This is a genomic window from Pseudoalteromonas umbrosa (assembly GCF_030125375.1).
Taxonomy (GTDB): domain Bacteria; phylum Pseudomonadota; class Gammaproteobacteria; order Enterobacterales; family Alteromonadaceae; genus Pseudoalteromonas; species Pseudoalteromonas umbrosa.
This window is the reverse complement of the sequence record NZ_JASJUU010000005.1, coordinates 204,878-230,574: the sequence shown is the minus strand read 5'-3', so window position 1 is coordinate 230,574 and position 25,697 is coordinate 204,878. Positions and strand designations below refer to the sequence as shown.

Genomic DNA, 25,697 nt, shown 5'->3' with positions numbered 1-25,697 from the left:
CCAATATGAAACCAAGGTACGCTAAACGTTGTTAAGTATAGCTAAGGCGAGTTTAAACACAGTTATTTATTATGACGTTAGCCTTTTAATGAACTTTAACTAAGCACTTGGTTAAGGCATTGTCGTAGCACTGAGTTTGGCGAAAAAATAAGATATCACAATGCGACAAATTTATTGCATTTAATTGTTGCATTTATCACCAGTATCATTATAATGTGCGAACTTTCTCGGCTTCTGGCCGCTGAAAGTACAAATGAAAGTCTGGATTTCAGACTATTAAACAGGAACTCCGATTTGGAGTTCGATGGTAGAAATAAAAGAACAACCGACTTCTTAGGTATTTTAAGATAGTTTCGGCGGTTTTTTTATGCTCTTTTTAAATGCTCTTTTAATTGAGGTTTAAGAATGTCAAATCAACGCATTCGTATTCGCCTAAAAGCTTTTGACCACCGTTTGATTGACCAATCAACGGCGGAAATCGTGGAAACTGCGAAGCGCACTGGTGCTCAGGTACGTGGTCCAATCCCACTACCTACACGTTTTGAGCGTTTCACTGTATTGATCTCTCCGCACGTAAACAAAGACGCGCGTGATCAGTATGAAATCCGCACCCATAAACGTCTGATCGACATCGTAGAACCAACTGACAAGACTGTAGACGCTCTAATGCGCCTAGACCTTGCTGCTGGTGTTGATGTTCAAATCAGCCTGGGTTAATCGAAAGATTAGAGAGGTTTTAGGAAAATGGCATTAGGTCTAGTCGGTCGTAAAGTGGGTATGACACGTATCTTCACTGAAGATGGTGTATCTATCCCTGTGACAGTTATCGAAGCGACGCCTAACCGTGTAACTCAGATCAAATCTGACGCTACAGACGGTTATAACGCGCTTCAAGTTACTGCAGGCGAGAAAAAAGCAAGCCGTGTAAACAAACCAGCAGCGGGTCACTTCGCAAAAGCTGGCGTTGAAGCGGGTCGTGGCCTGTGGGAATTCCGTCTTAACGGCGGAGAAGGTGAGTTTGAAGTAGGTTCAGAACTAACTGTTGAACTTTTCACTGAAGTGAAAAAAGTAGACGTTACTGGTACTTCAAAAGGTAAAGGTTTCCAAGGTGGTGTTAAGCGCTGGAACTTCAGCATGCAAGACGCTACACACGGTAACTCTCTATCTCACCGTGCTCCTGGTTCAATCGGTCAAAACCAGTCTCCTGGTAAAGTTTTCAAAGGTAAGAAAATGGCCGGTCAAATGGGTAATGTTCGTTCTACGACACAGAACCTTGAACTAGTTCGTGTTGACGCTGAGCGTAACCTGCTTTTAGTTAAAGGTGCAGTACCTGGCGCTATCGGCGGCGACGTTATCGTTAAACCTGCTGTTAAAGCATAAGTCCTGGAGATTTAGTGATGGAATTAGCAATTAAAGGCGCTGGTGCGCTTGAAGTTTCCGAAGCTACTTTTGGACGTGAGTTTAACGAAGCATTAGTACACCAAGTAGTTGTTGCTTACGCAGCAGGTGCTCGTCAAGGTACTAAAGCTCAGAAGACGCGTTCTGAAGTACGTGGTGGTGGTAAGAAACCATTCCGCCAAAAAGGTACTGGCCGTGCACGTGCTGGTACAATCCGCAGCCCAATCTGGCGCAGCGGTGGTGTGAGCTTTGCAGCTAAGCCGCAAGATCACAGCCAAAAAGTTAACCGTAAGATGTATCGCGGTGCGATCAAGAGCATCTTATCTGAACTAGTTCGTCAAGAACGTCTTGTTGTTGTTGAAAACTTCGGTTTAGAAGCACCTAAGACTAAAGAGCTAGTAGCTAAGCTTAAAGAGCTTGAGCTAAAAGACGTATTAATCGTGACTGAAGAAGTAGATGAGAATCTATTCCTTTCATCTCGTAACCTGTACAAGGTTGATACTCGTGACGTAGCTGGCATCGACCCAGTAAGCCTAATCGCTTTCGATAAGGTTCTAATTACTGCTGGTGCTGTGAAGCAACTTGAGGAGTCATTAGCATGATCAGTGAAGAACGTCTTTTAAAAGTAATTCTTGCTCCACACATCTCTGAGAAAAGCACTATCTCTGCTGAAGCGAACAACACTATTGTGTTCAAAGTAGCAAAAGATGCAAACAAAGCTGAAGTAAAAGCAGCTGTTGAAAAGCTTTTTGAAGTAGAAGTAACTGGTGTTCGCACTCTAAACGTTAAGGGTAAAACAAAGCGTACAGGCATGCGTTTCGGCCGTCGTTCAGACTGGAAGAAAGCCTACGTTACTCTTAAAGAAGGCAGCGAGCTAGACTTTGTCGGCGGCGCCGAGTAATAAGGGGAGTTAGAATTATGGCACTTCAAAAGTGTAAACCAACTTCTGCGGGTCGTCGTCACGTCGTTAAAGTGGTTAACCCTGATCTACACAAGGGTAAGCCATACGCTCCGCTACTAGAGAAAAACTCTAAATCAGGTGGTCGTAACAACAACGGTCGTATCACGGTTCGTCACATCGGTGGTGGTCACAAGCATCACTATCGTGTAATCGACTTTAAACGCACTAAAGACGGCATTCCAGCTGTTGTTGAGCGTCTAGAGTATGATCCAAACCGTAGCGCAAACATCGCTCTTGTATTATATGCAGACGGTGAGCGTCGTTACATCATCGCACCTAAAGGTGTTAAAGCAGGTGATGCAATCCAGTCTGGTGTTGATGCACCAATCAAAGCTGGTAACACATTACCAATGCGTAACATCCCAGTAGGTACTACAGTACACAATGTTGAGCTTAAGCCTGGTAAAGGCGCTCAGATTGCACGTTCTGCTGGTGCATATGTACAGATCCTAGCGCGTGAAGGCCAGTACGTGACTCTACGTCTACGTTCAGGTGAAATGCGTAAAGTTGAAGCGGATTGTCGCGCAACTATCGGTGAAGTAGGTAACGCTGAACACATGCTACGTTCACTAGGTAAAGCTGGTGCTAACCGTTGGCGTGGTATCCGTCCTACAGTTCGTGGTGTTGCCATGAACCCGATTGACCACCCACACGGTGGTGGTGAAGGTCGTACATCTGGTGGTCGTCACCCTGTGTCTCCATGGGGTAAGCCTACTAAGGGTGCTAAGACACGTAAGAACAAGCGTACTGATAAATTTATCGTACGTCGTCGTACTAAGTAATAGTTGAGGAATTGCCATGCCACGTTCTCTCAAGAAGGGTCCATTCATTGACCTACACTTGCTGAAGAAGGTAGAGAAGGCGTTGGAAAGCGGTGACAAGAAGCCTATCAAGACTTGGAGCCGTCGTTCAATGATCATCCCTAACATGATCGGATTGACCATCGCTGTCCATAATGGTCGTCAGCACGTACCTGTATTCGTTACAGACGAAATGATCGGTCACAAACTAGGTGAATTTGCACCTACACGTACTTACCGCGGTCACGCTGCGGATAAGAAAGCTAAAAAGCGTTAATCGGAGGATATGATGGAAGCATTAGCTAAACACAAATTCGCCTCTGGTTCGGCGCAAAAAGCACGTCTAGTTGCTGATCAGATCCGCGGACTTCCGGTTGATCGCGCGCTAGAAATCCTAGCGTATAGCCCAAAGAAAGCGGCTGTATTGGTTAAAAAAGTACTTGAGTCTGCTATCGCTAACGCGGAGCACAACGAAGGTGCTGACATTGATGAGCTTAAAGTGGCTAAAGTTTTTGTAGACGAAGGTCCTACAATGAAACGTATTATGCCACGTGCTAAAGGACGCGCAGACCGCATCCTTAAGCGTTCAAGCCACATCACTGTTGTGGTTTCAGATAGCTAGGAGATATAAGTAATGGGACAAAAAGTTCATCCTACTGGTATTCGCCTAGGTATCTCAAAGCCTTGGGTATCTACTTGGTACGCGAATACAAAAGATTTCTCTGAGCAGCTTTTTGGCGATCACAAAGTGCGTCAATACCTTACTAAGGAATTGAAAAACGCTTCTGTGTCTAAAATCGTTATCGAGCGTCCAGCTAAATCTATCCGTGTAACAATTCACACAGCTCGTCCTGGTGTTGTTATCGGTAAAAAAGGTGAAGACGTTGAAAAGCTTCGCCAAGCTGTAACTAAGCTTGCTGGTGTACCTGCACAAATCAACATTGCAGAAGTACGTAAGCCTGAGCTAGATGCTCAATTAGTTGCTGACGGTATCTCTTCACAGCTAGAACGTCGTGTTATGTTCCGCCGCGCTATGAAGCGCGCAGTACAAAATGCAATGCGTCTAGGTGCTAAAGGTATCAAAGTTGAAGTTAGCGGTCGTCTAGGCGGCGCTGAAATCGCACGTTCTGAGTGGTACCGTGAAGGTCGTGTACCTCTACACACTCTACGTGCTGATATCGATTACGCAACTTCAGAAGCTTTGACTACTTACGGCATCATCGGTGTTAAAGTTTGGATCTTCAAAGGCGAAGTTATCGGTGGTCTTCCACTGAAACAAGAGCAAGAGAAGCCAGCTAAACGCGCACCGAAGAAAGCTAAAAAAAGTGCTAAGTAAGAGGTAGCGACTAATGTTACAGCCAAAACGTACAAAATTCCGCAAGGTACACAAAGGCCGCAACCGTGGTCTTGCTACTAGCGGTAACAAAGTTAGCTTCGGTTCTTTCGGCTTGAAAGCGACTGGCCGTGGCCGTATGACTGCTCGTCAAATCGAAGCAGCTCGTCGTGCTATGACGCGTCATATCAAGCGTCAAGGTAAAATCTGGATCCGTGTGTTCCCAGATAAGCCGATTACAGAAAAACCGCTTGAAGTTCGTATGGGTAAAGGTAAAGGTTCTGTTGAATACTGGGTTGCTGAAATTCAGCCTGGTAAAGTACTTTACGAGATGGAAGGTGTTTCAGAAGAGCTTGCTCGTGAAGCATTCGACCTAGCTGCTCGTAAATTACCTTTCAAAACAACATTTGTAACTCGGACGGTAATGTAATGAAAGCTAGCGAATTGAAAGACAAAAGCGTAGAAGAGCTTAAAGCTGAACTTCTAGAGCTTCTTCGTGAGCAGTTCAACCTGCGCATGCAAGCGAGCACTGGTCAGCTAGCTCAAACTCACGAGCTGAAAAAAGTACGTCGCAATATTGCGCGTGTTAAAACGGTTATCAACCAGAAGGCAGGTGCATAATGAGCGATAAAATCCGTACTCTTCAAGGTCGTGTAGTTAGCGACAAAATGGATAAGTCAATCGTTGTTGCTATCGAGCGTCAGGTTAAACACCCGATCTACGGTAAATTCATCAAGCGTACAACTAAGTTGCACGCACATGATGAGAACAACACAGCACTAGCAGGTGACGTCGTGACTATTCGCGAATGTGCGCCAATCTCTAAGAAAAAATCTTGGACGCTAGTTGACGTGATTGAACGTCCTAAGAAAGCTTAATTTTTAATTAAGTTGACTTATAAAAACCCCGGCTAAAGCCGGGGTTTTTTCGTTTTAAGACTTGCGTTTATACCTTCTTAGTTTCATTCTAAGGTGCTGAACTTTTTTAGAAAATAAACCTCCAAACATAAACAACGATAGAAAATTAAAGGATTATGTAATGCACTCTACGCGAGTGGCTGTGTTGGGCTCTTTGACCATTCATGGTGTTATTGGGTGTTTGTTATTTTTAGTCGCCCCGACAGCGCCTGTAGTAAAAAATGATAAATCGCTTAAAGTTTATATGGTGACAATGAATGAACCGGATAAATCAGCTACAGAAGAAGAGGTTGTTGACGCTGATGTGAGCGAAGTCGTAGATACCCCTCCTGTTGAAGAGAAAATAATCGGGCCTGAGCAAGCTGAAGAGGTCATTGCGGAGCAAGCATCCGCGCAGCCGAAGAGTGTGCAAGACCAACCCTCACTCGAATCAATTCATGAGCAAAATACTCCTACAGCTAATAAAGTAAAAGTGATTAAGGTCAACCCCTATAAAGGTATTGAACAGCTAAAGCAAAAAGAGCAAGAAGCTTTTTTTGGCTCTCGTCAGTTTGATAAACAGACTGGATCGCCAGCTCTAAGAATGAGCACGCCAAAAGCGCACACACAGTATTTATCCGGTGAAACCGAGGTGATTTATCGCAGTCAAAATAAACGCTTGGTGAAATGGAAAGGCAAGTGTTATTTATTTGATGATTCGTCGGAGATGGCACAAGCAGGTTTGCCTTCCTCTTCAGGGAGGCCTTGTCCAGGTGAACTCTCTAATAATGAAGTGATGTTAAAGCAAGCACTGGATAAGTATCTTAAATAAGTAAGTGTTAACTTTTTGACTTTAACTTGAGGTAACTCAGATAAAACCACCCTGATACACATCCTGCAATTGGAAGCGTGAGCAGTGCAACCCAGCCACTAACATAAAAGCCCACCAATATCATGGTGATATCATAGTTGAAAAGTATACAAGGTGTATCGCCCCGCTCATTGACGACGCACGTCAGTGAGTTGGATAAAAGCTGTGCAAAGAGCATACTGAGAATAGGCGCAATCGCAATGATTGCAAAGATCACAGATAATGCTAAATAACGTTTAGGTCTGAGCATACTTTTTCCTTGCATTGCTTTTTTGCCAGTGTGAAACAGTGCGACTGTGAGTGCAATCGTTTTCGCATGAACGTGAGGCAATGAAGTGGAATAGGGGGCCCACAGTTGCTGTAGGCCGAGTTTTTATATCACTCGTGAAAAGCGAGTATTCTTAATTTGTTGCTGTAAATAGGCGTCAAAGCACATGCAAATGATCCGAATGAATAAGGTGCCTTTGGCTGTGACAGTGATGGCGTTTTGGTCGTTGATCACTAAGCCATCTGTTTCCAAAGGTTCGAGAGCTTGCAGTGCCTGCGCAAAGTATTCATCAAAATCGATATTAAACTGGGCATTGATTGCTGTTTTATCTAAGTCGAAATGGCAAATAAGCTGCTTTATCACGGCGGCACGTATGAGGTCATCTTGGTGTAAAGATATCCCTTTACTGATGGCATTTTTTTGTTCAGACACCGCTTGGTAGTATGGCTTAAGATCTTTCTCATTCTGTAATATGGCATTACCTATCTGAGAAATAGATGACACGCCTAAACCTAATAAATCACAGTTACCATGGGTGGTATAGCCTTGAAAGTTTCTGTGTAGTTGACCTTCGCGCTGTGCAATTGCAAGCTCATCATCTTGTTTTGCAAAGTGATCCATACCAATGTATTGGTATCCTGCCTGTGTCATGCGCTCAAGTGTCGCTTTGAAGATGGCCAACTTTTGTTCTGGTGTAGGCATATCATGCTCTTTGAGTTTACGCTGAGCGGCAAATCTGTCTGGTAAATGGGCGTAATTGAAGAGCGAAACACGATCTGGCGCTAACTCGATAAGTTGCTCTATAGTGGCTTGGTAGGTCTCGGGAGTTTGGTGTGGCAAGCCGTATATCATGTCCATATTGATGGACTTGAATCCGAGGGCTCTTGCTTTGTGCAAGACCGTGAGTACTTCATCTATTTGCTGTGGACGATTCACCGCAGCTTGTACTTGGTCATTAAAGTCTTGCACGCCAAAAGATACACGATTGAAGCCAAGTGCTTTGAGTGACTCCAGCATGCCTTCAGTTAAAGAGCGAGGGTCTATTTCAATGCCGCGTTGCGCAGTATGAGTAAAGTCAAAATGTTGCTCAAGAGCGTCGATGAGCCGATTCATTTGCTCAGCAGTTAAAAATGTCGGTGTGCCGCCACCTAAATGCAATTGCTCAATTTGATAGTCCTTAAATAGGGGCGCTTGAGCAGCAATTTCTTGAAGTAGATGGTCAAGGTACACATCGGCTTTAGACTGATGGCGCGTAATGATTTTATTACAGCCACAGTAATAGCATAACTGATGGCAAAAAGGGATATGAATATACAGCGACAGTGCGCGATTGGCAGAACTGGCAATGGCGTTGGTTAAATCACTTTGTGTATACCCGGAAGCCAATGACAAAGCGGTGGGATAAGAAGTATATCTTGGACCAGAAATATTGTATTTCTGGATCAGGGAGTCTTCCCAATGAGGTAGTTTAATCACGATCGCACTCAAATAAAATTACACAGCCTAATTATAGGTGTTAGTACAACAGCAGAGTTTGATCTGACGCAACCGGGTGTTTATTAGGCAATACAACGTGTGCTGTATTGCCTAATGAGTAGCTAAAGTTGGTAACGCTTGGCGGTGGTAGCAAGTTCATCTGCTAATGTTGCCAGCAATGTCGCATCATTTGAGGCTTTTTCTGCCCCTTGTGCGGTTTCTTTTGCTGTGCCGGTGACATCACGTACGCCTTGTGAGACCTGCTGTGTCACAGCATTTTGTTGCTCAGTGGCACTGGCAATTTGAATGCTCATGTCACGGATCGCAATCACAGAATCGGAAACCTGCTGAAGGGTTTCTCCCGCTTGGTGAATTTGCTCGGCCGTGGTTTCTGCATTCTCTACATTACTGCCCATGAGCTCAACTGAGCGCTGTGCCTCCTGTTGCAGACGAGAAATCATGGCCTGGATTTCTTCGGTACTTTGCTGAGTGCGGCTAGCAAGACTGCGCACCTCATCAGCAACAACGGCAAAGCCTCTACCTTGCTCACCAGCTCTCGCCGCTTCAATTGCGGCATTGAGTGCAAGCAAGTTGGTTTGATCGGCAATGCCTCTGATCACATCTAGGATAGAGCCGACAGACTGAGTCTCCTCGGCAAGCTTTGAAATCGTTTGGCTTACATTATCAATGTCGGCTTTGAGCGTTGTGATTGACGTGGTGGTTTGTGCCACTGCATTTAACCCATGCTGAGAGGATTCTTCTGCGGTAGTGGCGGTATCTGCAGCAGACTGCGTACTTTGCGTAATATCTGCGACGGTTTGCGCCATCTCATCCATTGCTCTATCGGTGTTTTCTAACTGCGACATTTGTTGCTCTGCACCTTGCATGGCTTGTGTGGTGATGGCGCTCATATTATGTGCGGTCGCGGTCAATGTATCGGTAGATTGATGGATTTGCTCAATAAAAGCCCTCAGGTTGGTCACCATTTCGGACATGGCTTGGTAAATGCCACTGCTATTTTGACTGTGATCGAAGTGCACAGTGAGATCGCCTGAGGCAATTTTTCTTGCCATGGCTTCGATTTCTCGTGGTTCACCACCAATAGGTTGCTTGATGATTTTACTGATAAACCAGCTAAAGAATAGCCCGCAGACAATGATAAGTATAGCAAGGGTGATCACAGTAAATTTGGCATTGGCACTGGCTGCTTGCACAATCGGTCCAAGTTCATCTTGGGAAGACTTGATATCGAGTTTGATATTTTCAACTTGGGCGGCGACGTCAGGGCCAATTTTATCAAGTACTTGGGTAATTTCAGTATTACGCTTTATGATGACTTGATACACCTCTTCCAAACCTGCTTGATAGGCCTCAAGGGGGGTGATGAACCCTTGAGATTGACCTGTTTGGGATAGCTGAAAAAACTGCTTAGCTTGGCGGTTTAACGTGCCCAAGGTATCTTTTGCTAATCGGTAGTCTCGCTCAGCATTGGCCACTAAGAATTGGTTTGTTGATAGCCGGCCTTGTTGTAATAGACTTCTAAGCGCACTGATTTTATTCACCTCTTCGATAGATTGGGCATTATCCATCATGGTCCGCAGTTTACCATCTAGCTCAGGGCCATATTTGTTCAATGTGTTATGAACAATTTGATGGCGTCGCTCATACAAGCTAATAACCTGTCTAAAGCTGCCTTCATATTTTTCCATTTGCTTTTGGCTGTGTGTGATGATGTTCAGTTGAGAGGAGTTAGTATACTGTGCTTGCGCGGTGTCGAGGAGGGATTTAAGTAGCTCGAGTCGCTTGTCAAACTGGGCTATATTGGCATCGCTTTGGTGTTTTAAATATTTTATGGCCTGTAATCTTACCTCTAATAAATTTGCTTGAATTCGTCCTGCTAAATTGCTGTCCCTTGCTTTGGTACGATATTCGACAAAGTTGTTGTACCCGCTGTTTAGTCCCCAGAAGGCGGTAATAGATAATACGATTATCATCAATATCATCACGCCAAAGGCGCCGTTTAATTGTTGGCTGAGTCGCCAGTTTTTTATCATATAACACCCTAGAAGCTACATTGAGCTATGAGTTGATCTGCACAGAAATACACAGTGCCACATATTAATATACTTGTTTTCTACGATTTTATTATTAATTTGACGAAAAAAAATACCCATGTAAAGCGTTTTAGGTGAAATTGTTTGATTATGATCAACAGTTATCTTTAATTCATTAACGATTGATATTTAGTGAGTTTCGTTGCAGGTGAGGGGATAATTACTCATTTTAGTATGTATTTTATTCACAATACTTGGGCGTTAACTTGAAAAAAATTTAAGGTGGGCGAGTACGGCGCATTTTATGCACCGTACTTAAAATGGTTAAAGTTTAAACTGATTGACCGTCGCGTTGAGGGCTTTGGCTAAGTCATTTAAGTCTCTAGCTTCATCAGCCAGTAGGTGAGCATGATTTGCCGTGCTATTAACTAAGTCATTAATCGCGGTCAGGCTGTTATTAATGTCTTCCGCCACCACAGTTTGCTCTTCTGTTGAAGTCGCGATTTGGTGACTCTGATCTTGTACCGTGTTAACCGACTCAGTGATATTACGCAATGCATCTAACACTTCTTGAGTTTGCTCAACTGAGCTTTGCGCTCGCTCCTGACCCTGTTGCATCATGGTTGACGCTTGCTGTGCAATTTGCTGCAATCGCGAGATCATATTACGAATATCATCTGTTGACTCTTGAGTGCGACTTGCAAGGCTTCTAACCTCGTCCGCAACAACCGCAAACCCGCGCCCTTGCTCGCCAGCACGAGCCGCTTCAATCGCTGCATTTAAAGCCAGCAGGTTCGTTTGCTCGGCAATACCATTGATAACATCAATGACTGCGCCGATATTACTGGTCTCTTGCTCTAAGCCTGCAACAACTTTGGCTGCTTCACCAATGTGGCTGGCGAGCTCCGTCATCACTTCTTGAGCTTGACTTGAGCGCTGAGCACCATCGTTGGTCATACTCTGCACTAAGTCGGATGCGCGATTTGTTTCATGGGCATTACGAGATATTTCGGTTACCGTTGCGGCCATTTCCGTTACAGCTGCGGAAACGCTGTCTACTTGCTCTTTTTCTTGCTGGATTTCATCATTGGTATTATTTGAGACATCACGCAGCTGAGCTGAGGCACCGCTAAGTTGTTCTGCTTGCGCTGCGGTGTCGATCATCATGGCACGCAACTTATCGATGAAGGTGTTCATATGCATAGCTAGCTGCCCCACTTCATCTTGACTTTCAATATTGATGCGACGAGTTAGGTCACCTTCGCCAGAGGCAATATCACGCATAGTGTCTGTTAAAGTAATGATAGGGCGTGTGATCATCTGTGCAGCAAGTAAAATCATGGCGACAATGATAGCTAAAATGACTATCACTGCTGTCACTGTGCTCATTACTGCTTCATTTACGGGTTCTTCAATTAGACTTACTGGAATTAGAATACCCACATGCCAATCAAGTACCGGTGTATCCAATTTTACGCTGTTGAACACAACATAATATTCTTGACCTTGCAATGTCACGGTGGCATTGCCTGCGTCTTGGCGATCAATTAAACGTGTTAGTTCGGTAAAGCCGAGTGTATCTTGAAATTGCTGTTCAAGACCTGCTAAACCTTCTTTACCGCGAGGGCCTGCGTCTGTTGTAGATAGGTTGTGCCCAGTACGTTTTGATAAGTGAACTACTTTGAGTTCGTTATCGAGTAAGAAGCCGTAGCCTTCACCATCAAATTGGATCTCTTCGACCATGGCATTGATTTTGTTTATTTGTAAGTCGACACCACCGACAGCGACCAGCTCGCCTTGCTTATTATAAACCGGCTGTTGAACAACGGCAGATACATCACCTGTGTTGATATCTACAGACAGTGCGCCAACATATAGCTTGCCGTGATTCAGGGCATCTTGCCACCATGGACGTTTGTATGCGTAATAAGGTCGGCCATCAGAGAAGTTTGAAGTACGTTCGTTTTCCTTAAAGTACTCACCAGTGCGTGCTGACGCCATAAATGCAGACAGAATGTTTTCATCGCTTTTACTGATACGCTGAAAGTCCTCGTTGACTTCATCATAGCCTTTGTCACCAGCTAGACTTTGCTCTCTAACTGAGTAGCTATCAAACCAGTTGACATTATGAGGGTTGGTGACAAAGGTTTCGACCACTTTGCCATATTGAGCGAAAAATGACTCCATAGATAGTTTTTCAGAGTAGATATAACTCTGTGCTTCACGTTCAATACCTTGACGTGAGATTGTTGCGATATGATTAACAAAATAAGTGGAAGCCAGCATCAATAACACAGAAATTGTGCCACCGATTAGTATGAGAATTTTTTTACGAAGAGATAAGTTTTCAAACATGACATATTCTTTTTATTGGGACAGCGCTAAGGTAATAAAACCATATCTCATTTGATATATCTAGCTAATTTGGGCAAGGTACGTGTACGATGAGATAAGTAGCCTTCATCATATCGTTCCTAAAAACATAAAAAAATAGTAAAGAATCATCATATTGCAGTAGCTAATTTATAACCAAAAGCTGAGTAGATGTTGATGGTATTTTTAATTATGCTGTACTAACATTATGACCTAATTTAGGTAAAATTAAGAAAATATGATGAATAATAAGTTAGTCGTTTTAGGTGCAGGTTGGCTTGGTAGCGCATTAGTTCGAGATGCTAAAGCGAACGGTTGGCAGGTTCAAGCGACACGCACAGAAGAACATATCGACGAGGACATCAAAGTATTTCGCGTGACTGACTCAGTACTTCATCACTCGATTACATTGGATGATGCATATTGGGTGTGTGCTATACCACCGCGGATGCGTCAAAGTGAAACCTTGTATCTAGAAACATTGCGTTTAGCACTGGAAACTGCGGCATCACTGAAATGTCGTGGTTTTTTGTTATGTTCCTCAACCGCAGTTTATGGTACAGAATCGGGTCATTTTGATGAGCAATCGCCACTGGCACTAAAAGACACCACACGTCAGCAGATATTGCAAACTGCAGAGCAAATGGTTCGTGAACAAAATGGTAAAATCGCGCGTTTAGCGGGTTTGGTCGGTCCAAGTAGGGAGCCGGGCAGGTTCATCTCAGGAAAACACTTATCAAGCTCTTCGCAGGCGCTGGTTAATATGGTAGATCAGCAAGATGTGGTTAATGGACTTTTGTGTATTATATCTAATTGGCAGGCAGCAAAGCCTATCTACAATATATGCCATCCAGCTCATCCGACTAAACAAGATTATTATCAGAAACACTGTACGCAATATGGCAGTGAGCCCCCCAGCTTTGCCAGTGACGAGTCTGTGGCAAGGGTGATTGATGGTGCGCTAATCACAGAGTTGGGTTTTGAGTATCGACACGATATTTAAGCAGCTTCGCTTTACTTTTTGAATGTTAGATGGCCTCCAAGCCGATACTTACTGCCTGGAGAGATCAGTCGAGCAAAACTGACAATACCTTGAGATGACCAAGTCCGGCGAATGACTTGTAAGCAAGGCTCCTCATTAAACATATTCAGCCATTGGCATATTTCTTCATTAGGCATAATCGCTTCGACGGTATGCCTTGCTTCGGTCAGCGGTGCTACTTGGGTTAGGTATTCGTGCGGCGTTAATGCGGTAAAGTCTTGCTGTAAGTACTCAGGTGCCAGAGCCGGATTGACAAAGCGCTCCTCAACCTGAAGTGGTTCATCGTTTTCATGGTGGACTATCACGCTACGATATACTTGACTGTTAATTTCAACCCCAAGTGCGATAGCTATCGGAGCAATTGCAAAGATTGACTCCAGAGATAATACCACACAGGTATAGTCACCACCGCGCTGCGCAACTTCATCAGCAATGTTACGTATTTCCAATAGAGAAGACTGAGATTTAAAACTGGCGACAAATGTGCCTAAGCCCTGACTTCGGGTAAGTATGCCTACTTCAGTGAGTTCACTCAGTGCTCGTCGCGCGGTCATGCGGCTCACCTTAAATTGATCGGATAGCTCATTTTCAGAGGGGACACGTTGATGTTCTAGCCACACTCCAGCTCGGATCTGTTCAATAATATGCTGTTTGATCTGTGCAAATTTAGGCTGTTCAGTCACTGTCTGCTACCGTGTAATAAAAGGTTAGTCATAAAGGTGGCACAGTCATCTTGTATATACAAGTATTCTTGCTAAACTTGTATTAATTTTCTCCAACTGAGTGTAGACAGTGATTGAAGTAGATTTAGTAATAACTGATGCAAATATTGCCACAATGGATGAGCAGATCGCAGGCGCGTATGGCGTGATTGAAAATGCGGCTATCATGTTAAAAGGCGATACGATTATATGGCTTGGTAAAACATCTGAGATGCCAGAGTTTGACGCATTAGCGACCCCAGTAACATCCGCAAAAGGGGCGTGGCTGACACCTGGTTTGATTGACTGCCACACTCATATTTTATTTGCAGGCTCTCGTGCACAAGAATTTGAGCAGCGTTTGAATGGAGTATCTTATCAGCAAATCGCGGAGCAAGGCGGTGGTATTGCAACAACAGTGAAAGCGACACGTCAGGCCTCGAAAGAAGATTTATTCGTGGTTGCTAAGTCACGCTTAAATGCTTTGTTGAAAGAAGGGGTCACAACGGTTGAAAGCAAATCGGGTTATGGTCTTGATACAGAAAGTGAGCTTAAATTACTCGAAGTAAACCAAATTTTGGATGAGCACCATCCTATCCAAATTCAAAGTACGTTTTTAGGTGCTCACGCCCTGCCTCCAGAGTATAAAGGCAATAGTGATGGCTATATCGACCTTGTCTGTGACGAAATGTTGCCTTTGGTAGCACAGAGCGGTCTTGCTGATGCAGTTGATGTATTTTGTGAAAATGTTGGCTTTAGTCATGCACAAACAAAGCGCGTATTTGAACGGGCCACTGAATTAGGTTTGAAAGTGAAATGTCATGCGGAACAGCTCTCTAATCAGCACGGTAGCGAGTTGGTTGCTGAGTTTGGTGGATTATCAGCAGATCATATTGAGTACCTAGATGAGCGCGGTGTGATGGCAATGGCTAAATCAGGCACGGTTGCAGTGATTCTACCTGGGGCGTTTTATTTCCTAAGAGAAACTCAGCACCCACCAGTCGAGTTATTGCGTGAGCATAACGTACCGATCGCCATTGCCAGTGATTTTAACCCAGGTACTGCGCCGTTATGTTCATTACGTTTGATGCTGAATATGGCATGTACACTATTTAAAATGACACCAGAAGAGTCGTTATTAGGCGTGACGAGACATGCTGCGAAGGCACTCGGTTTATCTGATAGAGGTGTGCTTAAAGTGGGGGCAAAAGCGGATATTGCGATGTGGCAAATTCAGCACCCGTCAGAATTAAGTTATCAGTTTGGCGTAAACGATCTGTTAAATCTGTGGATATCGGGTAGACTTATTCAATATTAATGGTCTGTAGTGGTCGTGTGATGGCTAGATTTTTGTTGTTAAATTCGCTTATTTTTATATCGAACATATGCTGGGTTTTTCCTGCTTTGAGTGCAACAACGCTAGCCGACTTCTCTACAAGTCACCTCTTAAACTCACCCCTGTCTGTGGCATTTTTGGCAGGTATAGTGGTGAGTTTGAGTCTGGTTGCGGTTGCATGCTCTAATTTTGCTATCAATCGAATACTACATGCTTTGCTTGGTGCTGGCGGTTTAGCTGTATTGGCAGCAGAGGGTGATGGCGCGCTTTATTGCCTTGTATTCGTATTGTTAGTAAATATATGGCAAAGCGACCGAATAGGGCAAGGAAGGCATATTGTCATTTGCGCCTTGTGCGCGGTTGCAGCAACCTTGTTAACCGTAAGTCACTTTTGGTGGCACTCCCCCAGCATTTATGTGGTATTTGCTCTGTTACCCATTTTCATCAGTGAACTATTTATTGATACGCCTCAGAGTCATGATAAGGCGCCTATTGAGCCTAATAATGTTGCCAATACAGATATCTTAGGATTGCCTGACCGCGCAGGTATAAGAGAAGCGTTCAATGAATATCGTGCTAGAGAGGCAGGTACTGCCATGCTGGTGATGGTGAGATTAGAAGGGTTTCAGCAGGTTAACTTCCATCTTGGTCGTGAGTTTGGGGATTTGTTACTTGCGCAATCAGCAAATCGCATGAAGCAGCACCTGCAAAGTCATGATGTTATGCCTATTGCCATGGGCAACGACGTAGAGCGTTTAGCGCATTTAGGCGGCTTGCATTTTGTATTCGTATGCAGCTTGGCACATCAACAACATCTCCATGAGCATTTATGTGCGGAAATAATAGAAAGCACGCTTAAACCTTTCAATGTTGGTAACTGCATTATTGAAGTCAGTGCTAGAGCGAGTTATGTCAACTGCGATGAAGAGCTTGGTCAATTTGATGATTTATTGACGTGCGTGTTCTTAGCATTGGACAGCAGCCCAGAAAATACCATTGCACCGTATCAGCAAAAAATGCAAATAGATCGTTTAGAGCAACAAGCGAGACTTGCAGAGTTGGCACATATAGATTTTAAAAATGAGTTGGAGTTGTATTTTCAGCCTGTGGTGCGAAATGGTGATGGCGATATTGAATATGTAGAATTACTGTTGCGATGGCAGCACCCCAAGCAGGGGATATTAGCTGCAAGTAAGTTTATTGAGGATATTCGTATTGCGGGGCTTGCGTTGCCTTTAGCACAGTATGTTATAGAGCGTGCAGCTGAAATTGCACTGGCACTTAGAGTTGAAGGGATCCAGATGCCACTGGGCATTAATTTATTTGGCCCTGAAATGCTACATGAAGAGTTTATTGAGTTTGTTGATAGGATCTTAGTAGAACACCAATTAATGCCTAGCGATATTATCATCGAGTGCCCATCGCAAATGTTTACCACACTTGATCAACAAGGCGTTGCCATGGTGGCGAGGTTACGCACTATGGGCGTAAGATTGTGTGTGGACGGTTTCGGTGAATCACCTTTGCTGCTGGCAAAACTACCTAAATTAGAAGTGGATTATGTGAAACTTGGACGCTCATTAACGACGCCAAATCAAAACCAAGGGAATTTTAAAGCTGTTGTGCGGGGCATTGTCGAGATGCAAAATGTCCAAGAGTGTAAGGTGATCTGTGAAGGCGTCGAATCACAGGAGCAGCTACAGTTCGCGCAAAATCTTAATGCATTCGCAGCGCAAGGTTATTTGTTTACTCGGCCTTTGAGTAGTATAGGTATGATAAGTTGGCTGAAGCAGTGGCGCTGGGAACATCCTTTAGAAGATAACTCCAGCACCTTTGATACTAACTAGCTTTGTCGTGCTTTGAGATAGCTGCAGACCAACCCAGATAGCACTTGCCCTGCTTCAATAACACCTTGTTGCTCACCTTGAGGGTGGTTTTTTGGGGCCGCTTCGCATAAGTGTAAATATCGCGTGTTTGCCTGCTTGGCACTATGATAAACAAAGTGTTCAGCATCATTCACACTAAACCCACAGTTGGTGTAAGCACTTACCGGCATACCTGAAATTGCGTCAACATCTACTTCAATACCTAAAGGTAAGCTTTGCTTGAAGCGGCTTGTTGCGACCTTTATTGCATCCGTTAATGAGGTTTCCCGAGTCACTAGAATGTCTTGGTATGTGGTGTAAGTAAATCCCGCATTTTGCAGTGATGCGATGATGGTGTCATTGTTTTTTTGCTCATGCATGCCTACGACGTGGTAATCTGCAAGATATCCTGATTGGTATGCATAGCTAAACCCGTTACCTGAGTGTCGACCTTCAATGGCTCTAAAATCGGCATGAGGGTCGAAGTTAATTGCTTGGCATGCGCCTTGTGAGCTGGTGGATAGCGCTTTGAGTAAGCCGTAGCTGTTATTATGACCGCCGCCAATTAATATAGGTTCGAGGCCAGCATCAAAAATGGCTTGAAGGACTGCACTTACACGTTCATCTAGCGTTTCGCAAAGCGCTCTTAATTGAGCTAGTCCATCAGGCGTGGCGTTATCTGCTGATCCGCTCTGCGCTTGCAGATCATGTGTAATGATTTCCCCCAATAGCAATACATTGCTAGGCGTGAGAAACTGATTGCAGGGTAAATTTAGAAAACGTTTTAAAAATGCCTGCCAGCCATCAGTCGCGCCACCATTACCACAATTACCGCGAGGACCAATGTCTTCGTTGACGGCGACCAGCACGTATTTAATGCCAAACTCTGAGGCATCTTTTAAGGCTTCTGGTAGAGGAGACTGTGACTTTAAAAAAGACAGTGATTGCCAAAATCGCGTTTCATTCTCTCTAGTTGCGGTGTAGTGGTTGATATTTGATTCGTTGTAAATCTTAATCCAATTATGTGCAGTCATGGTAATTCGAGTGTTAAAGCTGGTTAAGTTAAAGCGCCAAAAGGGTGCACTAAATAGGCCCCCTTTTGATGATGGAAAAGTTGAAGTTAAGCGTCGTCTTCGTCTACTTCGAGTAAGAGCTCTTCGGCAGAGATAACGATGCCTGTCGAGTCAGCATAAAGAAAGTCGTCATCAAAGAAAGATACGCCAGCAAAGTTAACAGGGATACCTTGTACTCCAGCACCTTCGCTATCTGCCCCAACAGGAATGGATGCAATGGCTTGTATACCGATTTCACACTCTTCTAGCTCTTCTACATGACGGACTGCACCATATACAACAATACCTTGCCAGTTGTTCTCTAAGGCCAATTCAGCAAGATCAATATCGATTAATGCGCGGCGTGTTGAACCACCCCCATCAATCAATAATACTTGCCCAGTTCCATCTTGTTGCAGTACCTCAGCTATCATTTCATTGTTTTCGAAACACTTAACCGTTTTAATTCGACCACAAAAAGCGTGCTGGCCACCAAAGTTAATAAACATTGGCTCAAGTACGTCAACGGCGTCGGCGAAGTGATCACATAGATCAGACGTGCTGTAATCCATCATAGTATCCTCAGAGAATGGCTAAACTGTTGTCAGTATACTCCCATTAAGAAGCTGCGCAATGCTTTGAATCAACTTACATAATTGTGTCACAAAAATGTCGCGTTATTGTTATTAAGCTCTTCTAAGCTGAAATTGTGAACAAATGTAAGCAACTAAGATGAAAGCACAAATAATTAAACTAGATACAGCCTTATATTTTGCGCTGTATAAGCCAAAACGGCGCAAGTGGTTTAACTGGTTGATGTTAATGCTATCTAAAAGTGGCAATGGCGGGCTGTATGTCATTTTAGCGTTATTAAATGCCTATTTTATGGGAAAGGTTGGCAATACTTTTGTGCAGACGGTATTGCTGGCATTTACCATAGAACGGCCTTTGTATTTTTTATTGAAAAAATATTTTGCCAGAGTGAGGCCTTGTGATTGCTTGGCAGTTAAAGCCATGCTTACACCGAGTGATAAATTCAGTATGCCATCAGGGCACAGTGCGGGTGCTTGGCTGTACGCAACCTGTTTGATGGAAGTCTATCCTGTTCTCACTATTCCATTATGTGTGTGGGCAGCCGGTGTGTCCTTATCTCGAGTGTTGGTCGGGGTGCACTATCCAATAGATGTCATACTTGGGGCGTTGATGGGCAGTGGATGCGCCATGTTGGCCATTGGTATGTTAGGAGATTTATGAGAATTCTATATGGGATCCAGGGGACTGGTAATGGTCACATTACACGCGCACGTGTGATGGCTGAGTGTTTTACTAAACTCGGTATTGATGTTGACTATTTATTTTCTGGACGAGACGAAAGTAATTACTTTGACATGGACGTATTTGGCCAATATCAGGTGCGCCGAGGCTTAAGTTTTGTCACAAAAAACGGCAAATTAAATTATCGTGAAACGGCAAAACAGCTCAGGCCTATGACATTCATTCGTGATGTAAGGCAACTGAATATTAAACAGTACGATTTGGTTTTTAATGATTTTGAGCCTGTGTCTGCATGGGCGGCTAAATTAGCTAAAGTACCTGTGGTGGCGATGAGTCATCAGGCTGCTTTTTTATCTCCTGAGGTGCCCTTATTTGGTGCGGGATATATGGAGCGCGCGTTGATCCGCTGGTTCGCGCCTGCCAACGTGCATTTAGGTGTGCACTGGCAGCCTTTTGCGAAAAATATTTTGCCTCCTTTTATTTCATTTCATGGCTGTAATAGGGCATCTATTGCAAATAAGGTGCTGGTATATTTACCATTTGAAGACTTAAATAGCATCGTTGAGTTATTGGGTGACTTTCCCGATAGAGAGTTTTATTGCTATCACCCTGATGCAACAGACAAATCATTAAATCATATCCATTTACGAGCCCCTTCACGTACAAGGTTTTTAGATGATTTAGCCAGTGCGTCGGGTGTGGTTGCCAATGCGGGCTTTGAATTATCCAGTGAGGCGCTTAAGTTTGGGAAAAAGCTGTTATTAAAACCATTACAGGGACAATTTGAGCAGTTGAGTAATGCGATGACGTTGCAATCTCTTGGATTGGCGGAAGTGATGAATTATCTAAATTCGGAAGCATTAGGCGAGTGGCTTGAACATCCAGAAGGCCAAATAATTGATTTTCCGTCTGATGCCACTCCTTTAGCTAAGTGGTTAGCTAATGGTCAATGGCAAGATTACGGGAGTTTGCACGATAGTTTATGGCAGCCAATCCTCTATAACAGGAACAAAGTTGCATAACATGTAAAATCTTTGAAATATTTTTGCTTAAACATGTAGATTCGATTTCGGCGGGTGATGAGTTTGGCTATACTATATTGCAGGTTCTGTAATAATTAGGTAACTGTATGGCTCTACTTGAAAATCTAACCATTAAAAGGCGTTTGCAACTTAACGCCGTTGTTGTTGGTGTGGCATTACTGGTGATGTTGGCTGTGATCATCACTGAAGCTAATACAATGCGCCAATTGAATGAGACTATTCAATATGCAGAAGAACTGGATGTTCATGAGTTATCCATGCGCAAGTATGAAAAAAACTTTCTTTTTTATAAAGATGTAGCTGCACTGGATAAATACGAAAAAGAATATCGTTTACTTAAAGAGAAAAAAGCCAAGCTTGAAGCTGTGTTTATCAACTTTAATATTGATTTAGGACAGCTTGATCAGTTCGAAGGGCTGGTGACGCAATATCATAAAGAATTTAATCGCGTCGTTGAGCTGCAAAAGACCATTGGTTTGCATCCAAAAGATGCGCTTTACGGCGAGCTAAGAAAAGCAGTACATGGAGTAGAGACATTATTAAAGCAAAAAGAAGATTATAAGCTTTTGACCACCATGCTACAGTTACGACGTGCCGAAAAAGATTTTATGCTGCGATTAGATACTAAGTATCTAGGAAAATTCAACAAACATATAGACACTTTCGAATCCCAAATTAGAGAATCAAGCCACGACCGTGCCTATCAACAGGAGCTAATTAGATTGCTGGGTGTATATCAGACGAAGTTTAAAGGGCTGATTGATGCACAAGTTGAACTTGGGGTAGATTTGAACAGCGGCGCATTGGGTGATATGCGCAAAGTGGTTAAAGAAAGTGATGCAGTTGTTGTCGCCATTGTTGAGCAAACTAAGCAAGAAATCGCTGACAATGCTGAATTTGCTAAAACGGTCGCTATTCTTATTTTTGTTGCCGCGGCTGCAATCGTGATGATTTTAGTGTGGTCGACGAGTCGTTCTATTATTCGCCCGGTGGAGCGTGTATATCAAACTATTGAGCGTATTCGACGTGAGAATAATCTAGGTATATTGATAGAGCAAAGTGGCAATGATGAAATTACCATTATGACTCGTGACTTCAATAGCTTAATCGAAGACTTTAAAAACCTGATTTCAGATGTAAATCGTGCACTAGTGACGATTAACGATGCAACAGAGCATTTATCTGCAACAACGGCGCAAACCAGTGCAGGCATGAATGAGCAGCTTCACGAAGCGGATATGGTAGCAACTGCTGCGACACAAATGCAGGCCACCATTCAAGATATCTCACATAATACAGAAGCCGCTGCGCAAAAAGCGGAGTCGACAAATAGCAATGCGCAGCAAGGGCGCAGCGAAGTAACCTCAACCATTGACCATATTATGGCATTATCTCATTCTCTTAGTGGGGCATCTGAAGTGGTCGGTCAACTAGAGCGAGATGGGGAAACCATTGGTTCTGTATTGGATGTTATTCGCGGTATTGCAGAGCAAACAAACTTACTGGCACTCAATGCGGCAATTGAGGCGGCACGTGCTGGTGAGCAAGGTCGAGGCTTTGCCGTGGTTGCGGATGAAGTTCGTTCACTTGCGCAGCGCACACAAGACTCAACACAAGAAATTGAAAGCATTATTTCAACACTACAACAGCGTACTCAAGACGTAGTGAGTATTATGGAAGAGTGCCGTGGACAGAGTAATGAGAGTGTCGAGCAGGCAGAGCGTGCTGGCGAATTGCTGGGGCTTATTACTGAAGATGTACAAAACATCATGGATATGAGCACGCATATTGCGACGGCAATTGATGAGCAAAATCAGGTTGCATCAGAAGTGAATAAGAATGTTGTGAAGATTAGAGACATCGCACAGGGTGCTTCTGAGCATGCTGCTTCGAATGCGCAAAGTAGTGAAGAGTTATCTGAGCAGGCCCGTGCACTGCATGACGCCATTGACAAATATAAAGTATAACCTCGCGAGCGCCTAAAGTGGATTTAGGCGCATCACCTACCTTTGACCATTTCTAAAGTTTTAAAGCGATGATTATATTGCTGTTTATTCTGTTACCCTAAGGTACAAACTTGATGGGTACACTGTCTTTACTTTGTAGGTGTGCTGCTACTTTATCTTGATATTGCTGCCAGAGTTGCTCGCGGTTATTACATAATTTACGTAGATACTGCCAGCTGAACAGGCCTGAGTTATGGCCATCATCAAAGCACAGCCTAACGGCGTAGTGACCAACTGGCTCAATGGTCACGATTGTGACGTTTTGTTTATTTAATACCAGCTGCGTTTGCTCTGGACTATGGCCCTGTACTTCGGCAGAGGGGGAATGGGTGCGCAAAAATTCAGCACTCATAGAGGCGTGAAGATCATCGTCGAATGTAATGTCGAGCAGTTTGCTCTGACGGTGATAATGGAGTTTAGTGACTTGATACATAAAAATGAGGCCAGCTTTGCTGGCCTTGTCTCCAATTTATAGGATGAAGCGGCTTAAGTCTTCATCTTGGACGAGTATGTCTAGGTGCTGTTCAACATATTTAGCATCAATGGTCAGTGACTGACCTGATTTCTCTGACGCGTCAAAAGAGATTTCTTCCATCAGTTTTTCCATCACAGTGTGAAGGCGTCGTGCACCGATGTTTTCTGTTTTCTCATTGACCTGCCATGCAGCTTCTGCAATGCGCTCAATTGCATCATCAGTAAAATCGACAGACACTTGCTCTGTTTTTAACAGAGCTTGTTGTTGCTCAGTCAGTGAAGCGTGAGGCTCTGTTAGAATGCGTTTAAAGTCTTTAGCTGTCAGCGCTTCTAGTTCAACACGAATAGGTAAACGGCCTTGTAGTTCAGGAATAAGATCTGAAGGCTTTGCCATTTGGAAAGCACCTGAAGCAATAAACAAGATGTGATCCGTTTTCACCATACCGTGCTTGGTACTGACTGTTGAGCCTTCAATTAACGGTAGTAAATCACGTTGTACACCTTCACGGCTGACATCTGGTCCAGATGCTTCACCACGCTTACAGATTTTGTCAATTTCATCAACAAATACAATACCATTTTGCTCAACCGCGAAGATTGCTTGTTCTTTAAGCTCTTCAGGGTTAACCAGCTTTGCAGCTTCTTCTTCAATAAGCAGTTTGAATGCTTCTTTGATTTTCAGCTTACGATTCTTTTTCTTATCGCCTGATAAGTTTTGGAACATGCCTTGCAGTTGGTTGGTCATTTCTTCCATACCAGGAGGAGCCATGATTTCAACTTGCGGTGATGTTTCAGCAATATCGATGTCGATTTCTTTATCGTCTAACTGGCCTTCGCGTAGTTTCTTGCGGAAAACCTGACGTGTTGAGCTATTTTCAGCTGGCTGTGCTTCGCCCCATGCGTCTTTTGCTGGTGGCAATAGCGCATCAAGAATGCGTTCTTCTGCCGCTTCTTCTGCACGGTGCTTGTGTTTTTTAGTTTGCTGCTCGCGGGTCATCTTGAATGACACTTCAACTAAGTCGCGGATAATGGTTTCAACTTCTTTACCCACATAACCCACTTCGGTGAACTTAGTCGCTTCCACCTTGATAAAAGGCGCGTTGGCAAGCTTGGCTAGGCGACGAGCTATCTCGGTTTTACCAACACCAGTTGGACCAATCATCAGAATGTTCTTTGGGGTGACTTCAGCGCGAAGATCGTCATTAAGTTGCATGCGACGCCAGCGGTTACGAAGTGCGATAGCAACCGCTTTTTTAGCCTTGTCTTGACCAATGATGTGCTGGTCTAGCTCATGAACGATTTCTCTAGGTGTCATTGCTGTCATGGATTTTCCTATTACAATTCTTCGATGGTCTGGAAGTTGTTAGTGAATACACAAATGTCACCGGCAATCTTCAAGCTTTTCTCGACGATTTCGCGTGCACTTAAATCAGTATTTTCAATTAGAGCAGTGGCTGCTGCTTGGGCAAAGTTACCCCCGCTGCCGATAGCGATCAGGTCATGCTCTGGCTGCACCACATCACCATTACCTGTGATGATCAATGATGCGGTTTCATCCGCAACAGCAAGGAGCGCTTCTAGTTTTCTCAGTGCGCGATCTGTACGCCAATCTTTGGCCATTTCCACAGCCGCACGTGTTAGGTGTCCTTGGTGCATTTCTAATTTAGTTTCGAAACGCTCAAATAATGTAAACGCATCGGCTGTACCGCCAGCAAAACCAGCTAGTACTTTACCGTTGTAAAGGCGACGCACTTTCTTTGCGTTGCCTTTCATCACCGTATTGCCAAGAGACACTTGGCCGTCACCGCCGATAACAACTTTGTCATCGCGACGAACGCTTACGATAGTAGTCATAGTATTCCTTAAAGAGGCCTTTGCCTCGGATAATTATATCAATAAATGCATAGATGAGGGCTGTTGGGCTAAATTCAAGTCCAGCCCCAAATTCCACAATCAACGATTTTAATACGCTGTAGTCTATTCTTGTCGCTTTCAGCATCACGCTTCTTATCATAAGGACCTAAACGAACACGGTACCACACGCCATTGCTACCTTCGGTACGGCGTATTTCAGATAATAATCCAGCAAATGCGATGCGGGCCTTGCGTTTCTCTGCTTGCTCGTAGGTTCGAAATGAACCACATTGCATTTGAAAAGGGCCTCTTGATTTGATGACTTTCACCTCAGCTTCAACTTCAGCTGTTTTCATGTCATCGATAAAAGAGGGCGGGCGTGGTAGCTCTTTTTTCTCTTCGACTACAGCGACAGGTTCAGCCGCTTTTTGTGCCTGCTGTACTTTGGCAGGATCTGCATGTTCTTTGATAAACCACAGACCATAACCAAAGCCTCCTATAAGCAGCAGAGCAAAAACAGCAAGGACTTTAGGAAATGGTTTTTGTACTTTTGGCTGTGGTTTTTTTTGGCCCTTTTTTTTGGGCGTTTTATTTATGTAATCGTGTTGTGCCATAACAG

29 protein-coding genes are annotated in these 25,697 nt (G+C 43.9%); 18 read left to right on the top strand and 11 right to left on the bottom strand.

Annotation, left to right across the window (positions count from 1 at the left end; genetic code table 11):
* The first annotated feature begins 405 nt into the window (after positions 1 to 405).
* The 12 genes from rpsJ (at position 406) to QNM16_RS18130 (ending at position 6,220) form a co-directional block, all read left to right on the top strand.
* A complete protein-coding gene (rpsJ, locus tag QNM16_RS18185; RefSeq protein ID WP_005495349.1) occupies positions 406 to 717 on the top strand; it encodes a 30S ribosomal protein S10 in 312 nt (103 codons plus the stop codon).
* A gap of 27 nt (positions 718 to 744) precedes the next feature.
* Positions 745 to 1,380: a 50S ribosomal protein L3 gene (rplC, locus tag QNM16_RS18180; protein ID WP_010376387.1), complete on the top strand. Its 636-nt coding sequence runs from the start codon at positions 745 to 747 to the stop codon at positions 1,378 to 1,380.
* Between the two features lie 17 nt (positions 1,381 to 1,397).
* Positions 1,398 to 2,000, top strand: coding sequence for a 50S ribosomal protein L4 (gene rplD / locus QNM16_RS18175; RefSeq protein WP_023398458.1), 603 nt, complete (start codon positions 1,398 to 1,400; stop codon positions 1,998 to 2,000).
* Positions 1,997 to 2,299, top strand: coding sequence for a 50S ribosomal protein L23 (gene rplW / locus QNM16_RS18170; protein ID WP_023398457.1), 303 nt, complete (start codon positions 1,997 to 1,999; stop codon positions 2,297 to 2,299). Before rplD ends, rplW begins: the two co-directional genes overlap by 4 nt.
* A gap of 17 nt (positions 2,300 to 2,316) precedes the next feature.
* The gene (gene rplB / locus QNM16_RS18165) at positions 2,317 to 3,141 is read left to right on the top strand and encodes a 50S ribosomal protein L2 (protein ID WP_023398456.1); all 825 of its coding nucleotides are present in this window, start codon (positions 2,317 to 2,319) and stop codon (positions 3,139 to 3,141) included.
* Positions 3,142 to 3,157: 16 nt separating this feature from the next.
* Entirely contained in the window at positions 3,158 to 3,436 is a 279-nt protein-coding gene (gene rpsS, locus QNM16_RS18160; RefSeq protein ID WP_010367084.1) for a 30S ribosomal protein S19, read from the top strand.
* 12 nt (positions 3,437 to 3,448) lie between these two features.
* On the top strand, positions 3,449 to 3,781 hold the full coding sequence (rplV, locus tag QNM16_RS18155; RefSeq protein WP_010386167.1) for a 50S ribosomal protein L22: 333 nt from the start codon (positions 3,449 to 3,451) through the stop codon (positions 3,779 to 3,781).
* Between the two features lie 12 nt (positions 3,782 to 3,793).
* Complete coding sequence (gene rpsC / locus QNM16_RS18150; RefSeq protein ID WP_023398455.1) at positions 3,794 to 4,495, top strand: 30S ribosomal protein S3; 702 nt, start codon at positions 3,794 to 3,796, stop codon at positions 4,493 to 4,495.
* A gap of 13 nt (positions 4,496 to 4,508) precedes the next feature.
* Entirely contained in the window at positions 4,509 to 4,922 is a 414-nt protein-coding gene (gene rplP, locus QNM16_RS18145; protein ID WP_023398454.1) for a 50S ribosomal protein L16, read from the top strand.
* Positions 4,922 to 5,113 (top strand): 50S ribosomal protein L29, encoded by a 192-nt coding sequence (gene rpmC / locus QNM16_RS18140; RefSeq protein ID WP_039607538.1) that lies wholly within the window; start codon positions 4,922 to 4,924, stop codon positions 5,111 to 5,113. The genes rplP and rpmC overlap by 1 nt, the downstream gene beginning before the upstream one ends.
* On the top strand, positions 5,113 to 5,370 hold the full coding sequence (gene rpsQ / locus QNM16_RS18135) for a 30S ribosomal protein S17 (protein WP_023398452.1): 258 nt from the start codon (positions 5,113 to 5,115) through the stop codon (positions 5,368 to 5,370). The genes rpmC and rpsQ overlap by 1 nt, the downstream gene beginning before the upstream one ends.
* A gap of 160 nt (positions 5,371 to 5,530) precedes the next feature.
* On the top strand, positions 5,531 to 6,220 hold the full coding sequence (locus QNM16_RS18130) for a hypothetical protein (protein WP_284021782.1): 690 nt from the start codon (positions 5,531 to 5,533) through the stop codon (positions 6,218 to 6,220).
* A 7-nt stretch (positions 6,221 to 6,227) separates the two neighbouring features.
* On the opposite strand, the gene QNM16_RS18125 is transcribed toward QNM16_RS18130, so the two are convergent.
* The 4 genes from QNM16_RS18125 to QNM16_RS18110 form a co-directional block, all read right to left on the bottom strand.
* Positions 6,228 to 6,509, bottom strand: a complete 282-nt coding sequence (locus QNM16_RS18125) for a hypothetical protein (RefSeq protein ID WP_284021781.1) — start codon at positions 6,507 to 6,509, stop codon at positions 6,228 to 6,230.
* A 123-nt stretch (positions 6,510 to 6,632) separates the two neighbouring features.
* A complete protein-coding gene (hemN, locus tag QNM16_RS18120; protein WP_284021780.1) occupies positions 6,633 to 8,003 on the bottom strand; it encodes an oxygen-independent coproporphyrinogen III oxidase in 1,371 nt (456 codons plus the stop codon).
* A 122-nt stretch (positions 8,004 to 8,125) separates the two neighbouring features.
* On the bottom strand, positions 8,126 to 10,057 hold the full coding sequence (locus QNM16_RS18115) for a HAMP domain-containing methyl-accepting chemotaxis protein (protein ID WP_284021779.1): 1,932 nt from the start codon (positions 10,055 to 10,057) through the stop codon (positions 8,126 to 8,128).
* A 324-nt stretch (positions 10,058 to 10,381) separates the two neighbouring features.
* Positions 10,382 to 12,412: a methyl-accepting chemotaxis protein gene (locus tag QNM16_RS18110; protein ID WP_284021778.1), complete on the bottom strand. Its 2,031-nt coding sequence runs from the start codon at positions 12,410 to 12,412 to the stop codon at positions 10,382 to 10,384.
* A gap of 256 nt (positions 12,413 to 12,668) precedes the next feature.
* Here QNM16_RS18110 and QNM16_RS18105 point away from each other — a divergent pair, with 256 nt between their 5' ends.
* Positions 12,669 to 13,433 carry an NAD-dependent epimerase/dehydratase family protein gene (locus tag QNM16_RS18105; protein WP_284021777.1) on the top strand — a complete coding sequence of 255 codons (765 nt, stop codon included), beginning with the start codon at positions 12,669 to 12,671 and terminating at the stop codon, positions 13,431 to 13,433.
* An 11-nt stretch (positions 13,434 to 13,444) separates the two neighbouring features.
* Here the strand turns inward: QNM16_RS18105 and hutC are convergent, their stop codons facing one another.
* Complete coding sequence (gene hutC, locus QNM16_RS18100; RefSeq protein WP_284021776.1) at positions 13,445 to 14,155, bottom strand: histidine utilization repressor; 711 nt, start codon at positions 14,153 to 14,155, stop codon at positions 13,445 to 13,447.
* A 154-nt stretch (positions 14,156 to 14,309) separates the two neighbouring features.
* Here hutC and hutI point away from each other — a divergent pair, with 154 nt between their 5' ends.
* Both hutI and QNM16_RS18090 read left to right on the top strand, forming a co-directional pair.
* Positions 14,310 to 15,491, top strand: coding sequence for an imidazolonepropionase (hutI, locus tag QNM16_RS18095; RefSeq protein WP_284021816.1), 1,182 nt, complete (start codon positions 14,310 to 14,312; stop codon positions 15,489 to 15,491).
* Between the two features lie 86 nt (positions 15,492 to 15,577).
* Complete coding sequence (locus tag QNM16_RS18090) at positions 15,578 to 17,356, top strand: GGDEF domain-containing phosphodiesterase (RefSeq protein WP_284021775.1); 1,779 nt, start codon at positions 15,578 to 15,580, stop codon at positions 17,354 to 17,356.
* Here the strand turns inward: QNM16_RS18090 and QNM16_RS18085 are convergent.
* Both QNM16_RS18085 and rraA read right to left on the bottom strand, forming a co-directional pair.
* A complete protein-coding gene (locus QNM16_RS18085; protein WP_284021774.1) occupies positions 17,353 to 18,408 on the bottom strand; it encodes a formimidoylglutamase in 1,056 nt (351 codons plus the stop codon). The genes QNM16_RS18090 and QNM16_RS18085 overlap by 4 nt on opposite strands.
* Positions 18,409 to 18,494: 86 nt before the next feature.
* Positions 18,495 to 18,998 (bottom strand): ribonuclease E activity regulator RraA, encoded by a 504-nt coding sequence (gene rraA, locus QNM16_RS18080; RefSeq protein ID WP_063362804.1) that lies wholly within the window; start codon positions 18,996 to 18,998, stop codon positions 18,495 to 18,497.
* Positions 18,999 to 19,158: 160 nt separating this feature from the next.
* On the opposite strand from rraA, the gene QNM16_RS18075 reads away from it, so the two are divergent.
* From QNM16_RS18075 to QNM16_RS18065, 3 genes are all read left to right on the top strand, one after another.
* A complete protein-coding gene (locus tag QNM16_RS18075) occupies positions 19,159 to 19,680 on the top strand; it encodes a phosphatase PAP2 family protein (RefSeq protein ID WP_284021773.1) in 522 nt (173 codons plus the stop codon).
* Positions 19,677 to 20,723 carry an MJ1255/VC2487 family glycosyltransferase gene (locus tag QNM16_RS18070; RefSeq protein WP_284021772.1) on the top strand — a complete coding sequence of 349 codons (1,047 nt, stop codon included), beginning with the start codon at positions 19,677 to 19,679 and terminating at the stop codon, positions 20,721 to 20,723. Before QNM16_RS18075 ends, QNM16_RS18070 begins: the two co-directional genes overlap by 4 nt.
* A gap of 107 nt (positions 20,724 to 20,830) precedes the next feature.
* Positions 20,831 to 22,711, top strand: coding sequence for a methyl-accepting chemotaxis protein (locus QNM16_RS18065; RefSeq protein WP_284021771.1), 1,881 nt, complete (start codon positions 20,831 to 20,833; stop codon positions 22,709 to 22,711).
* A 97-nt stretch (positions 22,712 to 22,808) separates the two neighbouring features.
* Here QNM16_RS18065 and QNM16_RS18060 read toward each other — a convergent pair whose 3' ends face one another.
* The 4 genes from QNM16_RS18060 to QNM16_RS18045 form a co-directional block, all read right to left on the bottom strand.
* Entirely contained in the window at positions 22,809 to 23,183 is a 375-nt protein-coding gene (locus QNM16_RS18060; protein WP_284021770.1) for a gamma-butyrobetaine hydroxylase family protein, read from the bottom strand.
* 36 nt (positions 23,184 to 23,219) lie between these two features.
* Positions 23,220 to 24,548 (bottom strand): HslU--HslV peptidase ATPase subunit, encoded by a 1,329-nt coding sequence (gene hslU / locus QNM16_RS18055; RefSeq protein WP_284021769.1) that lies wholly within the window; start codon positions 24,546 to 24,548, stop codon positions 23,220 to 23,222.
* 11 nt (positions 24,549 to 24,559) lie between these two features.
* The gene (hslV, locus tag QNM16_RS18050; RefSeq protein WP_023398436.1) at positions 24,560 to 25,078 is read right to left on the bottom strand and encodes an ATP-dependent protease subunit HslV; all 519 of its coding nucleotides are present in this window, start codon (positions 25,076 to 25,078) and stop codon (positions 24,560 to 24,562) included.
* Positions 25,079 to 25,152: 74 nt separating this feature from the next.
* Positions 25,153 to 25,692: an SPOR domain-containing protein gene (locus tag QNM16_RS18045; RefSeq protein WP_284021768.1), complete on the bottom strand. Its 540-nt coding sequence runs from the start codon at positions 25,690 to 25,692 to the stop codon at positions 25,153 to 25,155.
* Positions 25,693 to 25,697: the final 5 nt, after the last annotated feature.

What these genes read in the sequence shown, in the direction of transcription:
- rpsS (WP_010367084.1), top strand. Translation starts at nt 3,158, where the DNA reads ATGCCACGTTCTCTCAAGAAGGGTCCATTCATTGACCTACACTTGCTG.
- QNM16_RS18105 (WP_284021777.1), top strand. Translation starts at nt 12,669, where the DNA reads ATGATGAATAATAAGTTAGTCGTTTTAGGTGCAGGTTGGCTTGGTAGC.
- QNM16_RS18125 (WP_284021781.1), bottom strand. Translation starts at nt 6,509, where the DNA reads ATGCTCAGACCTAAACGTTATTTAGCATTATCTGTGATCTTTGCAATC.
- rraA (WP_063362804.1), bottom strand. Translation starts at nt 18,998, where the DNA reads ATGGATTACAGCACGTCTGATCTATGTGATCACTTCGCCGACGCCGTT.
- rplP (WP_023398454.1), top strand. Translation starts at nt 4,509, where the DNA reads ATGTTACAGCCAAAACGTACAAAATTCCGCAAGGTACACAAAGGCCGC.
- rplW (WP_023398457.1), top strand. Translation starts at nt 1,997, where the DNA reads ATGATCAGTGAAGAACGTCTTTTAAAAGTAATTCTTGCTCCACACATC.
- rpsJ (WP_005495349.1), top strand. Translation starts at nt 406, where the DNA reads ATGTCAAATCAACGCATTCGTATTCGCCTAAAAGCTTTTGACCACCGT.
- rpsC (WP_023398455.1), top strand. Translation starts at nt 3,794, where the DNA reads ATGGGACAAAAAGTTCATCCTACTGGTATTCGCCTAGGTATCTCAAAG.
- QNM16_RS18115 (WP_284021779.1), bottom strand. Translation starts at nt 10,057, where the DNA reads ATGATAAAAAACTGGCGACTCAGCCAACAATTAAACGGCGCCTTTGGC.
- QNM16_RS18130 (WP_284021782.1), top strand. Translation starts at nt 5,531, where the DNA reads ATGCACTCTACGCGAGTGGCTGTGTTGGGCTCTTTGACCATTCATGGT.
- QNM16_RS18110 (WP_284021778.1), bottom strand. Translation starts at nt 12,412, where the DNA reads ATGTTTGAAAACTTATCTCTTCGTAAAAAAATTCTCATACTAATCGGT.
- QNM16_RS18070 (WP_284021772.1), top strand. Translation starts at nt 19,677, where the DNA reads ATGAGAATTCTATATGGGATCCAGGGGACTGGTAATGGTCACATTACA.
- rplC (WP_010376387.1), top strand. Translation starts at nt 745, where the DNA reads ATGGCATTAGGTCTAGTCGGTCGTAAAGTGGGTATGACACGTATCTTC.
- rpmC (WP_039607538.1), top strand. Translation starts at nt 4,922, where the DNA reads ATGAAAGCTAGCGAATTGAAAGACAAAAGCGTAGAAGAGCTTAAAGCT.
- QNM16_RS18075 (WP_284021773.1), top strand. Translation starts at nt 19,159, where the DNA reads ATGAAAGCACAAATAATTAAACTAGATACAGCCTTATATTTTGCGCTG.
- QNM16_RS18085 (WP_284021774.1), bottom strand. Translation starts at nt 18,408, where the DNA reads ATGACTGCACATAATTGGATTAAGATTTACAACGAATCAAATATCAAC.
- rplV (WP_010386167.1), top strand. Translation starts at nt 3,449, where the DNA reads ATGGAAGCATTAGCTAAACACAAATTCGCCTCTGGTTCGGCGCAAAAA.
- rpsQ (WP_023398452.1), top strand. Translation starts at nt 5,113, where the DNA reads ATGAGCGATAAAATCCGTACTCTTCAAGGTCGTGTAGTTAGCGACAAA.
- rplD (WP_023398458.1), top strand. Translation starts at nt 1,398, where the DNA reads ATGGAATTAGCAATTAAAGGCGCTGGTGCGCTTGAAGTTTCCGAAGCT.
- hslU (WP_284021769.1), bottom strand. Translation starts at nt 24,548, where the DNA reads ATGACAGCAATGACACCTAGAGAAATCGTTCATGAGCTAGACCAGCAC.
- hutI (WP_284021816.1), top strand. Translation starts at nt 14,310, where the DNA reads ATGGATGAGCAGATCGCAGGCGCGTATGGCGTGATTGAAAATGCGGCT.
- QNM16_RS18065 (WP_284021771.1), top strand. Translation starts at nt 20,831, where the DNA reads ATGGCTCTACTTGAAAATCTAACCATTAAAAGGCGTTTGCAACTTAAC.
- QNM16_RS18060 (WP_284021770.1), bottom strand. Translation starts at nt 23,183, where the DNA reads ATGTATCAAGTCACTAAACTCCATTATCACCGTCAGAGCAAACTGCTC.
- QNM16_RS18045 (WP_284021768.1), bottom strand. Translation starts at nt 25,692, where the DNA reads ATGGCACAACACGATTACATAAATAAAACGCCCAAAAAAAAGGGCCAA.
- rplB (WP_023398456.1), top strand. Translation starts at nt 2,317, where the DNA reads ATGGCACTTCAAAAGTGTAAACCAACTTCTGCGGGTCGTCGTCACGTC.
- hslV (WP_023398436.1), bottom strand. Translation starts at nt 25,078, where the DNA reads ATGACTACTATCGTAAGCGTTCGTCGCGATGACAAAGTTGTTATCGGC.